The sequence below is a fragment of the Caballeronia concitans genome (assembly GCF_001544615.1).
GTDB classification, from domain to species: domain Bacteria; phylum Pseudomonadota; class Gammaproteobacteria; order Burkholderiales; family Burkholderiaceae; genus Caballeronia; species Caballeronia concitans.
The window spans coordinates 1,023,527-1,042,961 of sequence record NZ_FCNV02000001.1; the positions used below are offsets into that span (position 1 = coordinate 1,023,527).

General features: G+C 64.2%; 15 protein-coding genes. 5 read left to right on the forward strand and 10 right to left on the reverse strand.

The features are described from left to right. Positions 1-18: 18 nt before the first annotated feature. Positions 19-1,302 carry a glutamate-1-semialdehyde 2,1-aminomutase gene (hemL, locus tag AWB72_RS04785; protein ID WP_040051870.1) on the reverse strand — a complete coding sequence of 428 codons (1,284 nt, stop codon included), beginning with the start codon at positions 1,300-1,302 and terminating at the stop codon, positions 19-21. A 179-nt stretch (positions 1,303-1,481) separates the two neighbouring features. Next, complete coding sequence (locus AWB72_RS04790) at positions 1,482-1,946, reverse strand: hypothetical protein (RefSeq protein WP_040051871.1); 465 nt, start codon at positions 1,944-1,946, stop codon at positions 1,482-1,484. Between the two features lie 133 nt (positions 1,947-2,079). Between AWB72_RS04790 and AWB72_RS04795 the strand changes: the two genes are divergently transcribed. Then, a complete protein-coding gene (locus AWB72_RS04795) occupies positions 2,080-3,291 on the forward strand; it encodes a Bcr/CflA family multidrug efflux MFS transporter (RefSeq protein ID WP_040051872.1) in 1,212 nt (403 codons plus the stop codon). Positions 3,292-3,795: 504 nt separating this feature from the next. On the opposite strand, the gene AWB72_RS04800 is transcribed toward AWB72_RS04795, so the two are convergent. The 5 genes from AWB72_RS04800 to AWB72_RS04820 form a co-directional block, all read right to left on the reverse strand. Then, entirely contained in the window at positions 3,796-5,946 is a 2,151-nt protein-coding gene (locus AWB72_RS04800; RefSeq protein WP_040051967.1) for a prolyl oligopeptidase family serine peptidase, read from the reverse strand. Between the two features lie 157 nt (positions 5,947-6,103). Next, positions 6,104-7,222: an ABC transporter ATP-binding protein gene (locus AWB72_RS04805; RefSeq protein ID WP_040051873.1), complete on the reverse strand. Its 1,119-nt coding sequence runs from the start codon at positions 7,220-7,222 to the stop codon at positions 6,104-6,106. Between the two features lie 53 nt (positions 7,223-7,275). Further along, the gene (locus AWB72_RS04810; protein WP_087127882.1) at positions 7,276-8,133 is read right to left on the reverse strand and encodes a carbohydrate ABC transporter permease; all 858 of its coding nucleotides are present in this window, start codon (positions 8,131-8,133) and stop codon (positions 7,276-7,278) included. Then, a complete protein-coding gene (locus AWB72_RS04815) occupies positions 8,123-9,064 on the reverse strand; it encodes a carbohydrate ABC transporter permease (protein ID WP_040051875.1) in 942 nt (313 codons plus the stop codon). Before AWB72_RS04815 ends, AWB72_RS04810 begins: the two co-directional genes overlap by 11 nt. A 201-nt stretch (positions 9,065-9,265) precedes the next feature. Then, entirely contained in the window at positions 9,266-10,519 is a 1,254-nt protein-coding gene (locus AWB72_RS04820) for an ABC transporter substrate-binding protein (protein ID WP_040051876.1), read from the reverse strand. On the opposite strand from AWB72_RS04820, the gene AWB72_RS28430 reads away from it, so the two are divergent. The 4 genes from AWB72_RS28430 to AWB72_RS04835 all read left to right on the forward strand — a co-directional run bounded on the left by AWB72_RS28430 (position 10,519) and on the right by AWB72_RS04835 (position 15,334). Beyond that, positions 10,519-10,971, forward strand: a complete 453-nt coding sequence (locus AWB72_RS28430) for a hypothetical protein (protein ID WP_143754577.1) — start codon at positions 10,519-10,521, stop codon at positions 10,969-10,971. The genes AWB72_RS04820 and AWB72_RS28430 overlap by 1 nt on opposite strands. A gap of 144 nt (positions 10,972-11,115) precedes the next feature. Beyond that, positions 11,116-12,576: a glucose-6-phosphate dehydrogenase gene (gene zwf, locus AWB72_RS04825; RefSeq protein WP_040051877.1), complete on the forward strand. Its 1,461-nt coding sequence runs from the start codon at positions 11,116-11,118 to the stop codon at positions 12,574-12,576. Between the two features lie 138 nt (positions 12,577-12,714). Then, positions 12,715-13,437 carry a 6-phosphogluconolactonase gene (gene pgl, locus AWB72_RS04830; RefSeq protein WP_040051878.1) on the forward strand — a complete coding sequence of 241 codons (723 nt, stop codon included), beginning with the start codon at positions 12,715-12,717 and terminating at the stop codon, positions 13,435-13,437. Further along, complete coding sequence (locus tag AWB72_RS04835) at positions 13,418-15,334, forward strand: bifunctional transcriptional regulator/glucokinase (RefSeq protein WP_040051879.1); 1,917 nt, start codon at positions 13,418-13,420, stop codon at positions 15,332-15,334. The genes pgl and AWB72_RS04835 overlap by 20 nt, the downstream gene beginning before the upstream one ends. Before the next feature lie 132 nt (positions 15,335-15,466). Here AWB72_RS04835 and AWB72_RS04840 read toward each other — a convergent pair whose 3' ends face one another. The 3 genes from AWB72_RS04840 to AWB72_RS04850 all read right to left on the reverse strand — a co-directional run bounded on the left by AWB72_RS04840 (position 15,467) and on the right by AWB72_RS04850 (position 19,412). After that, complete coding sequence (locus tag AWB72_RS04840; RefSeq protein WP_040051968.1) at positions 15,467-16,588, reverse strand: porin; 1,122 nt, start codon at positions 16,586-16,588, stop codon at positions 15,467-15,469. Between the two features lie 359 nt (positions 16,589-16,947). Then, positions 16,948-18,117, reverse strand: coding sequence for a porin (locus AWB72_RS04845; RefSeq protein WP_040051969.1), 1,170 nt, complete (start codon positions 18,115-18,117; stop codon positions 16,948-16,950). A gap of 515 nt (positions 18,118-18,632) precedes the next feature. Continuing rightward, positions 18,633-19,412, reverse strand: coding sequence for an ABC transporter ATP-binding protein (locus AWB72_RS04850; RefSeq protein WP_040051880.1), 780 nt, complete (start codon positions 19,410-19,412; stop codon positions 18,633-18,635). Positions 19,413-19,435 lie beyond the last annotated feature (23 nt).

Sequence of the window (19,435 nt, forward strand, 5' to 3'; positions counted from 1 at the left end):
GGCCCGTGCGACGCGCCGTTAAGCCGCGACCGACGCGAACGCGCCGCGCGCGGCGTCGAGCGTGGCGTCGATGACCGCGTCGTCGTGCGCGCTCGACACAAAGCCCGCTTCGAACGCGGACGGCGCGAAGTACACGCCGGCATCGAGCATCGCGTGGAAGAAGGCGTTGAAGCGCTTCGTGTCGCCCTGCGCGATCTCCGCGAAGCTGCCCGGCACCTTGTTCATGAAGTAAAGGCCGAACATGCCGCCGATGGAGTCGGCGGAGAAGGGCACGTTCGCCGCGCGCGCGGCGGCGCCGAGGCCATCGACGAGCTTGCGCGTCTGTTTCGCGAGGTCGTCGTAGAAGCCGGGGCGCTGGATCAGTTGCAGCGTCTTGAGCCCGGCGGCGACGGCGATCGGATTGCCCGACAGCGTGCCCGCCTGATAGACGCCGCCGAGCGGCGCGAGATGCGCCATGATGTCGCGCCGGCCGCCGAACGCCGCCGCCGGCATGCCGCCGCCGATGACCTTGCCGAGGCACGTGAGGTCCGGCTTGATGCCGTAGACCTGCTGCGCGCCGCCGAGCGCGACGCGAAAGCCGCACATCACTTCGTCGAAGATCAGCACCGCGCCGTACTCGTCGCAACGTGCGCGCAGCGCATTGAGGAACTCCGGCGTCGCGCGCACGAGGTTCATGTTGCCCGCGACCGGCTCGACGATCACCGACGCGATCTCCGCGCCGAACGCCGCGAACGCTTCGTTCAGCTGCTCGACGTTGTTGTACTCGAGCACGGTCGTGTGCTTGGCGATATCCGCCGGCACGCCCGCCGAAGTCGGATTGCCGAAGGTCAGCAGACCGGAACCCGCCTTCACGAGCAGGCTGTCCGCGTGTCCGTGATAGCAGCCCTCGAACTTGACGATGCGGCTGCGGTCCGTGAAGCCGCGCGCGAGACGCAGCGCGCTCATCGTCGCTTCGGTACCGGAGGACACCATCCGCACCTGTTCGATCGACGGCACCAGCTTGCAGATTTCTTCCGCGATCTCGATTTCCGCTTCGGTGGGCGCGCCGAACGAGAAGCCGTCGGTGAGCACGCGCTGCACCGCTTCGAGCACTTCGGGATGAACGTGGCCGAGGATCATCGGTCCCCACGAACCGATGTAGTCGATATAGCGCTTGCCGTCCGCGTCCCAGAAATACGGGCCTTGCGCGCGCTCGATGAAGCGCGGCGTGCCGCCGACCGAGCGGAATGCCCGCACCGGCGAATTCACGCCGCCGGGAATGGTCCGCTGGGCGCGTTCGAAGAGAGCTTGATTCTTGGACATGGATGAAGGCCTGCTGAAAGTGGATGCAAGACGCGCGCGGGACGTGCAATCGACCGCGGCGCAAGGCGCGGCGCCGAAAAGCGCGCTGCCGGCGCCCGGCGTCCGGCGCGACGATTGTTGCTGAAATTGTACCGGAGTCGTTGCAAGCGGGCGGGGTCGGGCGGACCCGCCGACGGCCTTCAGCGATGCAGCGCGCCGGGACGCCCGCGCCGGCCCGTGCGCTCGGTCCAGAGCTTCTCGAGCGCGCCTTCGGCCATCGGCTTGATGATCGTGCCGGAGCTTTGCGCGTCCCACGTCTGCACGGAAAACGGATGGGCGCGCAACTCGTCGCGCGTGACGACGACATGCTCGCGCGCATCGGCGAGCCAGTCGTACACGAAGTCGATGCACAGCCGATAGCCGCGCTTCGACTGCGCATCGGGCACTTCGTAGGGCGCGCGCGTGACGTAGCCCGAGGCGAAGATGCCCTTCGGCTCCTGCGACACGCGATGCACGAACACACGATCGCCCGGCAGCAGGCCGCGCGCCGTGCCGCAGCCCCAGACATCGGCGACGGCTTCGCCCGCTGCGACGCGGCGCGCGACATCGGGCAACTCGGGCCACGGCCATTTGCGCGGGCTCCAGATCAGCAGGAAGGCGGTCATCGTTCGAGATAGAGGAAAGCGGATCGAGCGCCGAGCTTAGCGCAACGCGAAAAAAGAGGGTCGCGTACAATGGCTCGCTCGCCTTCAACGCCGTCCGCGCCGCGAAGCGCCTCGTCTTTTTCCAGCGCACCCGATGTCAGACACCATCCGTCGCCGGCCCGATGGCCGGCTGATCCTGTTGCTCGGCGCGCTCGCCGCATGCGGCCCGCTGTCCATCGACATGTATCTGCCGAGCCTGCCGTCTCTCGCCGCCGCGTTCGGCACGAGCCCGGCCGCCGCGCAAAGCACGCTGACGAGCTTCATGTTCGGCTTTTCGTTCGGCATGCTGCTCTACGGTCCGCTTTCCGATGCCTATGGCCGCCGTCCGGTTCTGCTCGGCGGCATCGCGCTGTACGCGATTGCGAGTGTCGCGTGCGCGGCGGCGTTTTCCATCGATGCGCTCGTCATCGTGCGCTTCCTGCAGGCGCTCGGCGCAGGCGCGGCGTCGGTGCTGGCACGCGCGATCGCCCGCGACGCGCACGCGCCGACCGATGCCGCCCGCGTCCTGTCGATGCTTTCCATCGTCACGTCTATCGGCCCGTTGCTCGCGCCGCTGATCGGCGGACAACTGCTGCTGCTGGGCGGCTGGCGCGTGGTGTTCGTCGCGCTGACGCTCTTCGGCGCGGTCTGCGCCGTGACCGCATTCCTGCGCGTGCCCGAAACCTGGCCGAAGGAAAAGCGCGCGGGCGCGGCGCTCGGCAAGTCGTTCGCCGCTTACGGACATCTCCTGACCGATCCGGTCACGTGGGGTCACGTGGTGTGCGGCGGCATGGCGTTCGCGTCGATGTTCGCGTACATCACCGCGACGCCGTTCGTTTATATCGACTACTTCCACGTGAAGCCGCAGCATTACGGCCTGCTGTTCGGGCTGAATATCATCGGGATCATCGGCGGCAATGTGCTGAACACGAAGCTCGTCGGGCGCGTCGGCGCGTTGAAGATGATCTCGGGCGCGGCGTTCGTCAGCGTGGTCGCGGCGCTCGTGGTCGCGCTCGTCGCGCTGACCGGATGGGGCGGCTTATGGTCGATCGTCGCGAGCCTCTTCTTCGTCGTGGGCGTGGTGGGCTTGCTGTCGGCCAATTGCACGACCGAGCTCATGCACCGCTATCCACGCAACGCGGGCGCGGCGGCGGCCGTCTTCGGCGCGATGCAGCTTGCGCTCGGCGCGCTGGCGAGCCTCGCAGTGGGGTTTTTTCACGACGTATCGCCGCACGGCATGGGCGTCGTCATCGGCGTGTGCGGCGTGCTGACGTTCGCCGGGCGTACGCTCGTGCTGCGTTCGCATGCCGCCCCGGTGCGGGTTTGACCGGGTCTGACGCGGCTTCGACGCGAGCATGTCCGCCGGCGAGCGCAGGCGAAAAAAAACCTCGCGCAATGGCGAGGTTCAATGGGTCAGAGTGTTTCTCTCGGTCTTTCTTCAGTCCATGCCTTGGGTCAGAAGTGTGTCCTGAGTCGAGCCGTTATGGGCCGGCATTCTTCGGGTCAGAGATGAATGGCCGGTCAATTCGATTTTGGCGATAGGCGTCTCCTCCTGGGCATGGATCGGAACCGGCTGGGTCAGAGGCGTTCCAGATCGTTTCGATGGAATGAAACAGTTAGCACGTCGTACTGCTGCTCGCCGAGCGAACCCGCGCTGTCCACGTGCGGGTTCTTCACCGGCGGGCCGCTCCCGTCCACGAAGGCGGCTCGCCGTTGCAGCAAGCAGTGTTCAAACTATAGGCGCGCTGTAATGACGGCTATATCAACCGAATTCGAATTCGTAAGGACGCGCGGCGCTTTCGCCGGACAAGTCTGAATTACATGATGAAACTCAAGCCGCCGGCGGCAGCGGTCCAACGGTCGACGCGAGGAAAGTGAACGCCGCCGCCTCGGCCTGCGCGACGGCTTCCGGCTCGACGCCCGCACCGTGGCCGCCGTCGCCCGTTTCCTGATACCAGACGCGCTCGTGCCCCTGCGCCTGCATCTTCGCCGCCATCTTGCGGGCGTGGCCGGGATGCACGCGGTCATCGCTCGTGGATGACGTGAAGAGCACGGGGGGATACGTCACATCGGCTTTCACGTTCTGATACGGCGAATACGCGACGAGATGACGACGATCGGCGGCATCGTCGGGATCGCCGTATTCGTCGATCCACGATGCGCCTTGCAGCAGCGTATGGAATCGCATCATGTCGAGCAGCGGCACTTCGGACAGCACCGCGCCGAAGCAGTCGGACCGCTGCACCATGCAGACACCGGTCAACAAACCGCCGTTGCTCGCGCCGCGAATGGCGAGGTGTTTCGCGCTCGTGACGCCGCTTTTGGCGAGCGCTTCGGCAACCGCGACGAAATCGTCGAACGAGACCTGCCGGTTCTCGCGCAGCGCCGCCTGATGCCACTGCGGGCCGAACTCGCCGCCGCCGCGAATGTTCGCGACCGCGTAAAGACCGCCGCGTTCGAGCCACGCGATGCCCGTCGTCGCGTCGTAGCTGGGATCGAGCGCGACTTCGAAGCCGCCGTAGCCGTAGAGCAGGCAGGGGCGCGGTTGAGCGGGCGATTGCGCATCGACGTCGCGGCCGATCAGCCAGTACGGAATGCGCTCGCCGTCGGGCGCGATCGCGTGACGGCGCACGGCGGTGAGGCCGGTCGCGTCGAACTGCGCGGGCAGGCGCGCGAGCAGCGTCCAGGGCGCGTCGCTGGCGAGGTCGGCATGATGGAGCGACGGCGGCGTGAGGAAATGTTCGACGTGAATCAGCACGGTATCGTCGCGCTCGCTGTCGATCGAATCGACGTACGACTGGCTCGCCTCGGGCAACGCGACGTCGCGCGATTGCCATGCGGCCTTCGTGTCGGCATCGGCATCGGCATCGGCGTTCGCGGGCGGGCGCCACAGCGTGACGCGCGGGGCGCCGTCGTCCATCTGCGAAGCGATCAGCCAATGCTTCGTGAAGTCGATGCCCGCGAGCACCCGACGCTCCGCCGGCTCGAAAAGCGCGGTGAAGTCGCGCGCGCCGTCCAGAAACGCAGCGCGCCGGATGACCAGCAGCGAGCCCGCCGCGTGACGCCTTCCGCCCGTCGTCCACGCCTTGCGCGGCGTGACGAAGAGCCAGCCGTCCCAATGCTCGATTTCGACGTGCTGCGGCAGATCGTACTGACGCCATTCGTTCGCGGTTTCATCGAGCCAGAAATGCAGCGTGTCCCAGAACGTGACGGCGCGCGAGGCTAGATGCAGCTTTTCGAGCGGATCGTAGTCCGCGCCCGCCGATACATCGCGCCGCTTGCCTTCAAACACGACCGGCGCATCCGCGAGCGGCGTGCCGCGCTTCCAGCGCCGCGCCTGACGCGGAAAGCCCGACGTGGTCAGCGCGGGTCGCGCGTTCGTCTTGCTGTCGTCCCAGCCGACGTAGACCGTGTCGCGATCGATCCACGATACGTCGTGCTTGCCGACATCCGGCAGCGCGAAGCCATCGTCGACGAAGCGGCGCGCGGCGATATCGAACTCGCGCACGATGCACGCGTCCGAGCCGCCCGGCGACAGGGAGACGAGCGCGCGGTCGTAAGCGGGGTAGAGCATGTCGAAGTCGGAGAGCGCCCAGCGCGTGTCGTCGGCCTCGTTCGTGTTGAGGTCGAGCGCGTCGACATCGAGCACGATGTCCCATTCGGGCGTCCCGGCGAGCCACGCGCTCCACGGCGTGCGCCGCACGATGCCGAGCGGATGTGCGTCGTCCTGCCACGTGTTGTACGCCCAGTCGCCGTAGCGCGAACACGTGACGATGCGGTCCTGCGACGTGTACGCCGCTTCCAGCCGCGCGGCGAGCGCGCGCGCATCGGGCGTCTCGCCGAACGCGGCTTCGGTGCGGCGATTCTGGGCATCGACCCAGGCTTGGGCGGCGGGATCGTCGAGGGATTCGAGGCCGATGAACGGATCGGGGCCATTGGAAGCCGGCCAGGCGAGATTGGGATGCGTGGAAAGCAAGGTCATGAACGAGGGCAGCGCGTGATGCTCGATCGAGTGATGAAACGGTGATTGTGCCGCATTCGCTAGATCGGGCCGCTTTGTGCGCGGAACCACCCGACCGCGCAAAGAAAAAGCCGCGCAATATGCGCGGCTTCCGAAGAACTGCGGCGAGGGAAGGCGGTCAGGCGAGCCGCTCTTCCGTCTGCGGATCGAACAGCACCGCCTTCGACACATCGAAAAGCAGCGTCATGTTCGTCATCGGCTGCGGATTGCTCGCCGGATGCACACGCGACACGACGCGCTTGCCGTTGACCTGCGCGAACACGAGCGTGTCCGGGCCGGTCGGCTCGATCACGTCGACGCGCACGTCGATCGGCTGCAGGCTCGCGTCTTCGACGTTATGCGCGCTGCGCGCATCGGTGATGCGCTCCGGACGCAGCCCGAGCACCACGTCCTGGCCGACCTTGCCGCGCAGCCGCGATGCATCGAACGGCAGGTTCAGCACTTTCTTCGCGACGCCGGTGTCGATCTGCAAGCCGACGCCCGAGCCCGACTCGACCAGCTTGCCGGTGATGAAGTTCATCGGCGGCGCGCCGATGAAGCCCGCGACGAACAGGTTCGACGGCGAATCGTAGATTTCTTGCGGCGCGCCGAACTGCTGCACGATGCCGTCCTTCATCACGGCGATGCGGTCGCCGAGCGTCATCGCTTCGATCTGGTCGTGCGTCACGTACACGATCGTCGTGCCGAGACGCTGATGCAAGAGCTTGATCTCCGAGCGCATCTCGATACGCAGCTTCGCGTCGAGGTTCGAGAGCGGTTCGTCGAACAGGAACATGACGGGATCGCGTGCGAGCGCGCGGCCCATCGCGACGCGCTGACGCTGACCGCCCGACAACTGCCCCGGCTTGCGGTCCAGCAGATGGCCGATCTGCAGCGTCTCCGACACGCGATCGACGATCTTCTTCTGCTCGTCCTTCGGCACCTTGCGGATGTTGAGGCCGAACGAGATGTTGTCGCGCACGCTCATGGACGGGTAGAGCGCGTAGGACTGGAAGACCATCGCGATATCGCGGTCCTTCGGCGAGAGATTGTTGACCGTCTTGCCGTCGATCATGATGTCGCCGCGCGTCACGGTTTCGAGACCCGCGATCATGTTGAGTAGCGTGGACTTGCCGCAGCCCGAGCCGCCGACGAGGATCAGGAACTGACCGTCCTCGATATCGATGTTGACACCCTTGAGAACCGGCACCCCGTTCGGGTAGGTCTTGTACACGTCACGGATGGAAAGGCTTGCCATGCTTGAATCCTCTATGTTGTCTGTTCAGCAGGGGACGCGCGTCGAAAGCGCGCTCAACCCTTCACCGCGCCCGCCGTCAGGCCGCGCACGAAATAACGTCCCGCGATCATGTAGACGAGAATCGTCGGCAATGCCGCGATGATCGCGCCCGCCATGTCGACGTTGTATTCCTTCACGCCCGTCGACGTATTCACGAGGTTGTTCAGCGCGACCGTGATCGGCATGGAATCCACGCCCGAAAACACGATGCCGAACAGGAAGTCGTTCCAGATCTGCGTGAATTGCCAGATGAGGCAGACCATGAAGATGGGCAGCGACACGGGCAGCAGAATCTTCGTGAAGATCATGAAGAAACCCGCACCGTCGATGCGCGCCGCCTTCACGAGCTCCGCCGGAATGCTCACGTAGAAATTGCGGAAGAACATGGTCGTGAACGCGATGCCGTAGATCACGTGCACGAGCACGAGGCCGCTCGTCGTGTTCGACAGGCCGAGAAAGCCCTGCAGGCGCGCCATCGGCAGCAGAATGGCCTGGAACGGGATGAAACAGCCGACGAGCAGCATGGTGAAGAACGCATCCGCGCCACGGAAACGCCAGTGCGTGAGCACGTAGCCGTTGAACGCGCCGACGATCGACGAGATCAGCACGGCCGGAATCACCATGCGCACCGAGTTCATGAAAAACGGCTGCATGCCGTCGCAGCGCACGCCGGTACACGCTTCCTGCCACGCCTTCACCCACGGCGCGACGGTGAAGTGCGACGGCGGCGTGAGCAGGTTGCCCGTGCGAAGCTGGTCGAGGTCCTTGAACGACGTGGACAGCATCACGTAGATCGGGAACAGGAAGTACAGCGCAAACAGTATGAGCACCGCGTAAATGACGGCGCGGCTGATCGTCATCTTAGGCTGCATTGCGGGTGCTCCTCGATTCGAGATACATGAGCGGCACGAGCACCGCGACGACGGTGGCGAGCATCATCATCGACGAAGCGGCGCCCACGCCCAGTTGTCCCCGGTTGAACGAGAACGTGTACATGAAGATGGCCGGCAGCGACGACGACGTGCCCGGACCGCCCGCCGTCAGCGCGACGACGAGGTCGAAGGTCTTGATCGTGATGTGGCAGAGAATCAGCAGCACGGAGAAAAACACCGGCCGCATGCTCGGAATCACGATCTTGCGATAGATGGTCGGCAGCGTCGCGCCGTCCACCTGCGCGGCCTTGAAAATTTCGCTGTCGACGCCGCGCAAGCCCGCGAGGAAGAGCGCCATCACGAAGCCGCTCGACTGCCAGACCGCCGCGATCACGACGCAGAAAATGGCCTTGTCCGGATTGCCGAGCCAGTCGAACGAAAAGCTCGTCCAGCCCCAGTCGTGCAGCACTTTCTCGATGCCGAGGCCGGGGTTCAGAATCCACTGCCACGCGGTGCCGGTCACGATGAACGAGAGTGCCATCGGGTAGAGAAAGACCGCGCGCAATGCGCCTTCATTGCGGATCTTCTGGTCGAGCAGGATGGCGAGGAACAGCCCGAGCGCCACGCAGATGCCGATGAACGGAATGCCGAACCAGCCGAGGTTGGCGGCGGACGTCCACCAGACGTCGTTGTCGAAAAGCTGCCGATAGCGGTCGAGGCCCGAGAATTCGTAGCGTGGCATCAGCCGCGAGTTCGTCAGCGACAGATAGCCGGTGATGAGAATGAACCCGTACACGAACACGAGCGCAATCAGGATGCTGGGAGCGAGCACCAGCTTCGGAATCCAGCGATCGGCGAGCGCCGCTGTGGGCGAAGCGCGGCGAGGCTGGGGCGGCGTTTTTTCCGCGGTACCGCTGAGGGAGGCAGTCACAACTCGACTCCTGGAAGATGCGCCGGCGCTTGTTCGCGCTCTTGCGCGCTGTAGGACACTGACTCGCGCGCTTGTGGCGACAGGTGGTGCTTTCGGATTGGGCTGGCTTGGAGCGTAACGAACGCTCGATGCAAGGTGTTGCTGGCCGGGCAGCGCGCGGCGAGGATTCCCCGCACGCCGCCCGGCCTTTCGACTTCGTTCTTACTTCGTCTTGGCAGCGTTCGCGAGCGCTGCAACCGCGCTCTTGGAATCCTGCGACGAATTCATGAACTTGGTCACGACGTCGGTCATGGCGCCCGCGGTGGCGTCGCCCTGAGCCATGCCATGCGCGAGCGACGGAACGTAGCCGCCCGATTTGATGGCCGTCTGTTCATCAGAGTAGGACTTCTTCGCGCAGTCGTCGAACTTGTCCATCTTCACGCCGAGGCGAACCGGGATCGAGCCCTTGTTCAGGCTGAACTGTTCCTGGAAATCGGGCGACATGATGGTCTTCGCGAGCGCGAGCTGGCCCGGCGTGGCGGTCTTCTGGCCCTTCTGCTGGAAGAACACGAACGAATCGACGTTGAACGTGTACGACTTCTCCGTGCCCGGCACCGCGGCGCAGATGTAGTCCGTGCCCGCCTTCTTGTTCGCGCCGGCGAATTCGCCCTTCGCCCAGTCGCCCATGAACTGCATGCCGGCCTTGCCGTTGATGACCATGGCCGTGGCGAGGTTCCAGTCACGGCCCGTGCGGCCGTTGTCGAAGTAGCCCTGGATCTTGCGGACCGTGTCGAACACCTGAACCATCTTGTCGGACGTCAGCGTCTTCTGGTCCAGATCGACGATAGCCTTCTTATAGAAGTCCGCGCCCTGCGACAGCACGACGTCTTCCCACAGCGTCAGGTCTTGCCACGGCTGGCCGCCCATCGCGACCGGCATGATGCCCGCGGCCTTCATCTTGTCGGCCACCTGGAAGAACTCTGCCCAGGTCGTCGGCACCTTGCCGCCTGCCTTGTCGAGCGCGGCCTTGTTGATGTACAGCCAGTTCACGCGATGCACCGAGAACGGCGCGGCAACGTAGTGGCCGTCCGCGTGGATGATCTTGTCGATTTCAGGCGGCAGGTTCTTCTTCCAGTCACCCGCGACGGAATCGATCGGCACGAGCACGCCTTGCTCCGACCATTCCTGGATCAGCGGTCCCTTGATCTGGGCTGCCGACGGCGCGTTGCCCGAGATCACCTGCGTCTTCAGCGCGGTCATCGCGGCAGCGCCTGCGCCGCCCGCGACGGCGAAGTCCTTCCAGGTGTAACCCTGCTTGGTCATGTCGTCCTTGAGCACGCCGACCGCCTTCGATTCGCCGCCCGAGGTCCACCAGTGCAGCACGGACACGGCTTCGGCAGCCTGCACCGCCGACGCCGTCGCGCCGCACAGAAGACCTGCGGCGCACAGCGCGCCCATGAGCTTACGGACTTTCATTGTTTATCTCCTCCAGACACCTGAACAAAAAACGATTGGCCCCTGATGTCGCCAGAAGCGTTGAAAAAAGGTGGTTCAAACGGGCACTGCTGGGTGGCCGGGGAATCGGCGGTGTCGGCGGGGAAGCGAGCGGCGTGCTCCATGAGTCGCACACGCGCGTGCAAGGCCGGCAGACCGATGATCGGCCGCACGGCTCTCAAGGAATGAGTGAGTTGGATCGCAACGACTGTCTCCTCTCGACCGAAGCCGGCGGTTTTTGCGCCTTTTCCGGTCCCATGCAAAGTAATTGCTTTTGGTTTTTGCCTGCGCAGACGGCCGACATGCGTTCGGACAGCCGATGCGAGCGGGAGGCCGACCGCACGAAAAGCCCGAACGTGCCTGAAAGCAGCGATGTCCGGACTCCGTTAACATGCGTTCAGAACGATCACCTAGGGAAAACACTCAGCTTTTGATTGACAAGCCATTTTTTTCCCGGATCACATTTCCTCTTGATTTGGATTGTAGTTAAACTACAATTCAGTGTCAAAAAAAATTTTGTCGAACTACGATGACCTTTCGTTCGACGTCCCACCGACTTCACAACCGGCCTCAAACCCATGCAAAGCGACTCGAATTTCATTTTCGTGCTGTTCGGCGGGACCGGCGACCTGTCGATGCGCAAGATCCTCCCCGCGCTGTTCGAGGCGCATCGCGCCGGAATGCTCGCGGCATCGGGCAAGATCGTCGCGGTGGCGCGCGGCGCGCAGGCGCCGGGCGAATACCTCGCGTGGGTCGAGGAGCACGTGAAGCCGCACGTGTCGAAAGAGGGCATCGATGAAACCGCGTGGCGCAGTTTTCTCGATCGCATTCAGTATGTGCAGCTCGATCTCGGCCGCGCCGAAGACTTCGTCGTGCTGCGCGACGCGCTCGCCCAGCACGACGGCACGCGCGTCTTCTATCTGGCGACGGGACCGTCGCTCTTCGTGCCGATCTGCCGCGCGCTCGCGGACGTGGGGCTGAACCAGAACGCGCGCATCGTGCTGGAAAAGCCGCTCGGCTATGACCTGAAGTCGTCGAACGCCATCAACGACGCCGTCGGCGAAATCTTCCAGGAAGAGCAGATCTACCGGATCGACCATTACCTCGGTAAGGAGCCGGTGCAGAACCTGCTCGCGCTGCGTTTCGGCAATGCGCTGTTCGAGCCGCTGTGGCGGCGCGAATGGGTCGAGAGCATTCAGATCACCATTGCGGAAGAGCTTGGCGTGGAAGCGCGCGGCGACTTCTACGACAACACCGGCGCGCTGCGCGACATGGTGCAGAATCACTTGCTGCAGCTGCTTTCCATCGTGACGATGGAGCCGCCGCACTCGATGGATTCCGACTCCGTGCGCGACGAAAAACTGCGCGTGCTGCGCGCGCTGAAGCCTATCGATGAGCGCGATATCAGCCGCGTCGCGGTGCGCGGCCAGTACCATGCAGGCGTGATCCGCGGTGCATCGGTGCCGGCGTACGCAACCGAGCCGGGCGTGCGCCCGGACAGCACGACGGAAACCTTCGTCGCGCTGAAGGTGGAGATCGAGAACTGGCGCTGGGCCGGCGTGCCGTTTTTTCTGCGCACGGGCAAGCGGCTGGCGGATCGCGTCGCGGAAATCGTCGTCAATTTCCGGCCGGTGCCGCATTCGGCGCTCGGCGCGAACGCGTTGCGCGCGGGCGCAAACCGGCTCGTCATTCGCCTGCAGCCGAACGAAACCATTCGCCTCTATTGCCTCGCGAAGCAGCCGGGCGAGGGCATGAATCTGGCAAGCGTTCACCTCGATCTGGCGTTCGACCAGTTCTTCAAGGAAGGGCAGATGGAAGCGTATCAGCGGCTCTTGCTGGACGTCATTCACGGCCGCCTCGCGCTTTTCGTGCGGCGCGACGAACAGGAAGCCGCGTGGCGCTGGGTTGAGCCCATTCTGAACGCGTGGGCATCGTCGACGAACAAGCCCAAGCCCTATGCGGCGGGCACGTGGGGACCGGCGGCATCGAGCGCGATGCTGGCCCAGCACGGCACATGCTGGCTGGAAGAGGAAAATTGAGACAATGAGGCGCTCAGCCGACGGTCTCCACGAGAGAGACGCGGCGCGGACGCCAGCACCGAACACCGCTTCGCGGGCCGCTCGCGGCATCGCGGTAAAGGCGGGTCGATAAACCAAGACAAGCAGGATGGAGGAGCAGTGATCGAGCTTCGCACTTTCGACGACCCGCGCGCCCACTCGGACGCGCTGGCGAAAGCCGTCAGCGACGCGCTCGCCGCGTCCCTCGCGGCCAGAGGCGCCGCATCGGCCGATGCCAGCGCGCAGCCAACCGGACAATCCGCTCACGCCACGCTCGCGGTATCGGGCGGCACGAGCCCGCGTCCGTTCTTGCAGACGCTTTCGCAAGAAGCGCTCGACTGGGCGCATATCGACGTCACGCTGGTCGACGACCGCTGGGTGCCGGAATCCGACGCCGCGAGCAACGCGCGCCTCGTTCGCGAGACGCTTCTGCAGAACGCGGGCGCGGCGGCGTATTTCCTGCCGCTCGTCGATACGTCCGCATCGCTGGACGCGCACGTTGCCGCATTGAACGCGGACGCGCGCCGCGGCCTGCCGGACGTCGCCGTGCTCGGCATGGGCGAGGACGGCCACACGGCATCCATCTTCGCGGACGCGCCCGAATGGGACTTCGCCATTTCGACGCCGGACCGCTTCGTCGCGGTGCATCCGGGCAGTGCGCCGCATGCGCGCGTGAGCCTGTCGATGACCGCGCTCAAACAGGTCAGCCAGCTTTTTCTCTTCATCTCCGGCCAGAAGAAGCTCGACGTACTGAATGCAGCGCTCGCCGCCCGCCAAAAGAACGCCATCTCGACGTTGGCCAACGATGAAGGAGTGAAGCTCGATGTCTACTGGTGTGCATAAGGCCGCGCCGGCCGCGAGCCACGCCGATGGACCGAGGCTGCTTGCCGACATCGGCGGCACCAACGCGCGCTTCGCGCTGGAGACGGCGCCGGGCGAGATCGGGCAAATCCGCGTGTATCCGGGCGCCGATTACCCCGGCATCGCGGAAGTGATGCAGCAGTATCTGAAGGACACGAAGGTCGGCCGCGTGAATCATGCGGCGATCGCGATCGCCAATCCGGTGGACGGCGATAACGTGAAGATGACCAACCATGACTGGAGCTTTTCGATCGAAGCGACGCGCCGCGCGCTCGGCTTCGATACGCTGCTCGTCGTCAATGACTTCACCGCGCTCGCGATGGCGCTGCCCGGCCTCACGGATGCGCAGCGCGTGCAAATCGGCGGCGGCGCGCGCCGGCAGAACAGCGTGATCGGCCTGCTCGGTCCGGGCACGGGTCTCGGCGTGTCCGGCCTGATTCCCGCCGACGATCGCTGGATCGCGCTCGGCAGCGAAGGCGGCCATGCCACGTTCTCGCCGTTCGACGAGCGCGAGGACGTCGTCACGCGCTATGCGCGCCGCAAGTTCCCGCACGTGTCGTTCGAGCGCGTGTGCGCGGGGCAGGGGCTCGAGCTGATTTATCGCGCGTTGGCGGAGCGCGACGACGTGACGGTCGCCGACACGTTCACCGCCGCCGACGTCACTGCACGCGCGCTGGCGGGCGAAGCGCTCGCGCTCGAAACGGTGAATTGCTTCTGTGCGATCCTCGGCACGTTCGCGGGCAATATCGCGGTGACGCTGGGCGCGCTGGGCGGCATCTATATCGGCGGCGGCATCGTCCTCAAGCTGGGCGAACTGTTCCACAAGTCGCCTTTTCGCGAGCGATTCGAGGCGAAAGGGCGCTTCCAGCAATATCTGTCGGGCATTCCGACTTACGTCATCACGGCGGAATATCCGGCGTTTCTCGGCGTGTCCGCGATTCTCGCCGAACAGCTGTCGAACCGCGCGAACAGCGGATCGTCCGCGGTGTTCGAGCGCATTCGCCAGATGCGCGACGCGCTCACGCCCGCCGAGCGGCGCGTGGCGGATCTCGCGTTGAATCATCCGCGCTCGATCATCAACGATCCGATCATCGATATCGCGCGCAAGGCCGACGTGAGCCAGCCGACCGTGATCCGCTTTTGCCGCTCGCTCGGCTGCCAAGGGTTGTCCGACTTCAAGCTGAAGCTCGCGACGGGCCTCACCGGCACGATTCCGGTAAGCCACAGCCAGGTGCATCTCGGCGATACCGCCACCGATTTCGGCGCGAAGGTGCTGGACAACACCGTGTCCGCCATCCTGCAGTTGCGCGAGCATCTGAACTTCGACAACGTCGAGCGCGCGATCGAGATTCTCAACGGCGCGCGGCGCATCGAGTTTTACGGGCTCGGGAATTCGAACATCGTCGCGCAGGACGCGCACTACAAGTTCTTCCGCTTCGGCATCCCGACTATCGCTTATGGCGATCTGTACATGCAGGCGGCGTCGGCGGCGCTGCTCGGCAAGGGCGATGTGATCGTGGCCGTCTCGAAGTCGGGCCGCGCGCCGGAGTTGCTGCGCGTGCTCGAAGTGGCGATGCAGCAGGGCGCGACCGTGATCGCGATCACGTCGAGTAACACGCCGCTCGCCAAGCGCGCGACCGTGGCGCTGGAGACGGATCATATCGAGATTCGCGAGTCGCAACTGTCGATGATTTCGCGCATTCTGCACCTCGTCATCATCGACATCCTCGCGGTCGGCGTGGCGATTCGCCGTGCCGCGCCGCAGCCGGGCGCGAAGATCAGCGAGACGGTGGAGAAGGCGCGTCGATCGAGCGACGATGACGCCGCCGCCGTGCTCGACTGGCTGAGCCACGGGGCATCGGGCGTGGCGAAAGATTAGCGCTTGACGAGCGTGCAATGACGAAGGGGCCGCCGATGAAGAATCGGCGGCCCCTTTTTTATACGCGCAAGCGGCGAGGAAAAACGGAGCGGCGTTCCGAAGGACGCCGCGCCGTGATGCGCTCGTCGCCGTTTAGAACGAGTGCTGAATGCCCGCGTAGACGCCGGTCTGGCTGCGGCCCGGGAACGGATTGTCCGTCGATACCGACGAGCCGAAGTTGTTGGCGTTCAGGCCGTAGTTCGCCGTCTTGCTGTTCTGCACCGTCGCGACTTGCATGTCGAGCAGGGTGCGCTTCGACAGGTTGTATGAACCACCCACGGTGTACATCGTCGCGTTGCCAGCGCCGTTGTTGCCGTTCACGTGATAGACGGCAGCGGTCAGCGCGGCCGCCGGCGTGGCTTGCCACGTCACGCCGCCCCATTCGTGATCGAGCGTCGTCGGCTCGCCGGGAAGCTGGCCGGTCATGCCCGACGAGCGGACGGCCTGATAACCGGCCTGCAGCTTGAACTGGCCGAGGAAGACGTTGGCCATCGCGGAGTACTCGCGGGAGTAGGAGTACACGCCATTGTTGCCGGCGTAGTCGCCGCCGAGCGCGCCGTTACCGGGGTTGCGGATTTCGTCGTACATGCCGCGAACCTGGAAGTAGGGCGACGTGTAGGTGATGTACGCGCCAGCCTCGCGGCCCTGTTCCGTGCTGCCGTTACCGTTCCAGTTCGTAGCGTTGGACAGCGCGTACTGTCCGTAGAAGTCGAAGCCCGCGATCTTCGGCGACTGATACGAGATGTTGTTGCTCGATTGCGGCCAGTTGCGGCCACGCACCAGCGACGCCGACGACCACGCCGACTGACCGAACGGATCGAAGTCCCACACACCGTTCGACACGAACAGTTCGCGGCCGACCAACACCGTGCCGAACTGGTTGTTCGCGATACCGACCGTCGCCCAGCGATTGAAGATGCGGTTGCTGCCGGGACCCTGTCCGTTCATCGTGTTGAAGCTGCCTTCGAGCTGGAACACAGCGCGATTGCCGCCGCCCAGGTCTTCAGCGCCTTTCAGGCCCCACAGGCTCGTGCCCCAGTCGCCGCTTTCGGCGCGGATGCGGCTCGCCGTGACATTCGATGCGTTGCCGGTCGGCACGCCGTTCATGTATTCGAGCCCGGCGTCCAGGCGGCCATACAGCGTCACGCTGCTTTGGGCATGCGCCGCGGCGCCGAACGTCATCAGCGCTGCCGCTGCAAGCAAAGCTTTCTTCATCATCTCCTCCAACTCCGTCAAAGTGAACTCACTGCTGCCAAGCGGTTCGATGCGGGATGCACCGACCGGAATTCGTTCGGGGAGACGCTTGCGCACTGTCAGGAGCTCGCAGTCAGGTCCCCGCTTTTCGGACGGATTTTGAAGGGAAACTACTTTCTGGATGGGGTCGAACCTGTACTTTTGATTCAATATGACAAACCACACCACACTGCGTCGTAGCCTTTTGCGAGCGCGCCAAACCGCCGCGCCAATAAAAAACGGTGCGATACCCTTTCGGGCACCGCACCGATACGCGCCTCTCGCAGCAGCGTGAAAACTCTATAAGACTATTCTTTGCTCAGACTCGCCGATCGAAACGATCAGAACGAGTGCTGGATGCCTGCATACACGCCCGTCTGGCTGTGGCCCGGGAACGGATTGTCCGTCGCTGCCGCCGTGCCGAAGTTGTTGGCGTTCAGGCCGTAGTTCGCGGTCTTGCTGTTCTGCACGGTGGCGACCTGCAGGTCGAGCAGCGTGCGCTTCGACAGGTTGTACGAGCCACCGACCGTGTAGATGTTCGCGTTACCCGCGCCGTTGTTGCCGTTCACGTGGTAGACCGCTGCGATCAGCGCAGCCGCCGGCGTTGCTTGCCACGTCACGCCGCCCCATTCGTGATCGAGCGTCGTCGGCTGGCCGGGCAATTGGCCCGTCATGCCGGACGAGCGGATCGCCTGGTAAGCGCCCTGAATCTTGAACTGGCCGAGGAACAGGTTGAACATCGCCGTGTACTCGCGCGAGTACGCGTAGACGCCGTTGCCGTTTGCGTTGTTCGCGCCGGTGGTGCCGCCGTTGAGCGCGTTATAGGCGCCGCCGAGCGTGCCGTTGGCCGGGTTGCGGATTTCATCGTACATGCCGCGGATCTGGAACAGCGGCGTGGTGTAGGTAATGTACGCGCCACCTTCGCGGCCTTGCGGCGTGGTGCCGTTACCGTTCCAGTTCGTCGCGTTCGACAGCGAGTACTGGCCGTAGAAGTCGAAGCCCGCGAACTTCGGCGACTGGTACGAAATGTTGTTGCTCGATTGCGGCCAGTTGCGGCCACGGACCAGCGACGCCGACGACCAGTTCGACTGACCGAACGGATCGAAGTCCCACACGCCGTTTGCGATGAAGAGTTCGCGGCCCAACAGCAGCGTACCGAACTGGTTGTTCGCGACACCGACCGTCGCCCAGCGATTGAAGATGCCGTTATTGCCCGGGCCCTGACCCGTCATGGTGTTGAAGCTGCCTTCCAACTGGAACACGGCGCGATAGCCGCCGCCCAGATCTTCGACGCCCTTCAAACCCCACAGGCTCGTGCCCCAGTCGCCGCTTTCCGCACGGAAGCGGTGCGACGAGCCGGTAGCGGCGCCGTTCGCACCGACACCGGTCGGCACGCCGTTCATGTATTCGAGCCCTGCGTCCAGGCGACCATACAGCGTCACGCTGCTTTGAGCGTGCGCTACCGCGCTGAACGTCAGCAGTGCTGCTGCCGCGAGCAAAGCTTTCTTCATCATCTCCTCCAACCCTGTCAAGAAATAGAACCCAAAGTGCTGCTGTGTGCGGTTCGATGCGGGCGCATCCAACCGGAAATTGTTCTCAGAGGCAGACACACGCGCGGGCTGTAGGCTCATGGCGATTCGCGCGTCGGACGCGAACGTGACGCCGACCCGTCGATCGGTGTCTCCTCTTCTTGTTTTGAAGTAAAACTACTTTTTCGGTACTTCGTTTTGGTACTTTAGTTACCAATTTAACAAAATACATCGCACACGCCAAAGGAATTTGGCACCGCATGAACGTCTGTGTCAAAAAAGCAATGAGGATGTGGCGTAAGTGCGACCCAAAGCGTGGGAATCGCCGCGCAAAGCCTTGTGGGATAAGGGTTTGCGATAGCGCCGTTTAAGGGGTCAGGTGTGACGCCTATTGACGAGCGGGCACGGCGGCGCTAGGCCGCAAAAACGGCGAAAAAGCGGCGCGCGGACGTAAAAAAAGCGCCTTTCGGCGCTTTTTTTTGCGGACTTTCGTCAGCTTATTTGAGACTGCCAGAGAGGAACTGCTTGAGCCGTTCGCTCTTCGTGTTGCCGAAGACCTCGTCCGGGCGACCTTCTTCCTCGATGCGCCCCTGATGCAGAAACACCACGTGATTCGAGACATTGCGCGCGAACGCCATCTCGTGCGTGACGACGATCATCGTGCGGCCTTCTTCCGCGAGCGTCTGCATGACCTTCAGCACTTCGCCGACGAGTTCCGGATCGAGCGCGGAGGTCGGTTCGTCGAAGAGCATGACGTCGGGATGCATGGCGAGCGCGCGCGCAATCGCCACGCGCTGCTGCTGTCCGCCCGACAAATGCGACGGATACTGCTTCTCCAGCCGCGGCGCGAGCCCGACCTTCTCCAGATACGTGCGCGCCCGCTCCTCGGCTTCCTTCTTCGAGAGGCCGAGCACGTTCACGGGCGCTTCGATCACGTTCTCGAGCACGTTCATGTGCGACCACAGGTTGAAGTGCTGGAACACCATCGACAGCTTCGAGCGGACCTGGCGCAACTGCTTCGGATCAGCGACCTTCAGCGCACCGGCCTTGTCGAGCAGGGTGCGGACTTCGTTGCCGTCGACGAAAATGCGCCCGCGATTGGGCTGCTCGAGGAAGTTGATACAGCGCAGCATCGTGCTCTTGCCCGAGCCCGACGACCCGATGATGCTGATCACGTCGCCGGCGTTCGCCTTCAGCGATACGCCTTTCAGAACTTCGTTGCTGCCGTACTGCTTGTGGATGTCATCGACGAACAGCTTGTGCTTCTGGGAATTCATGAACGGTCCTTGGCCGGAGCGAT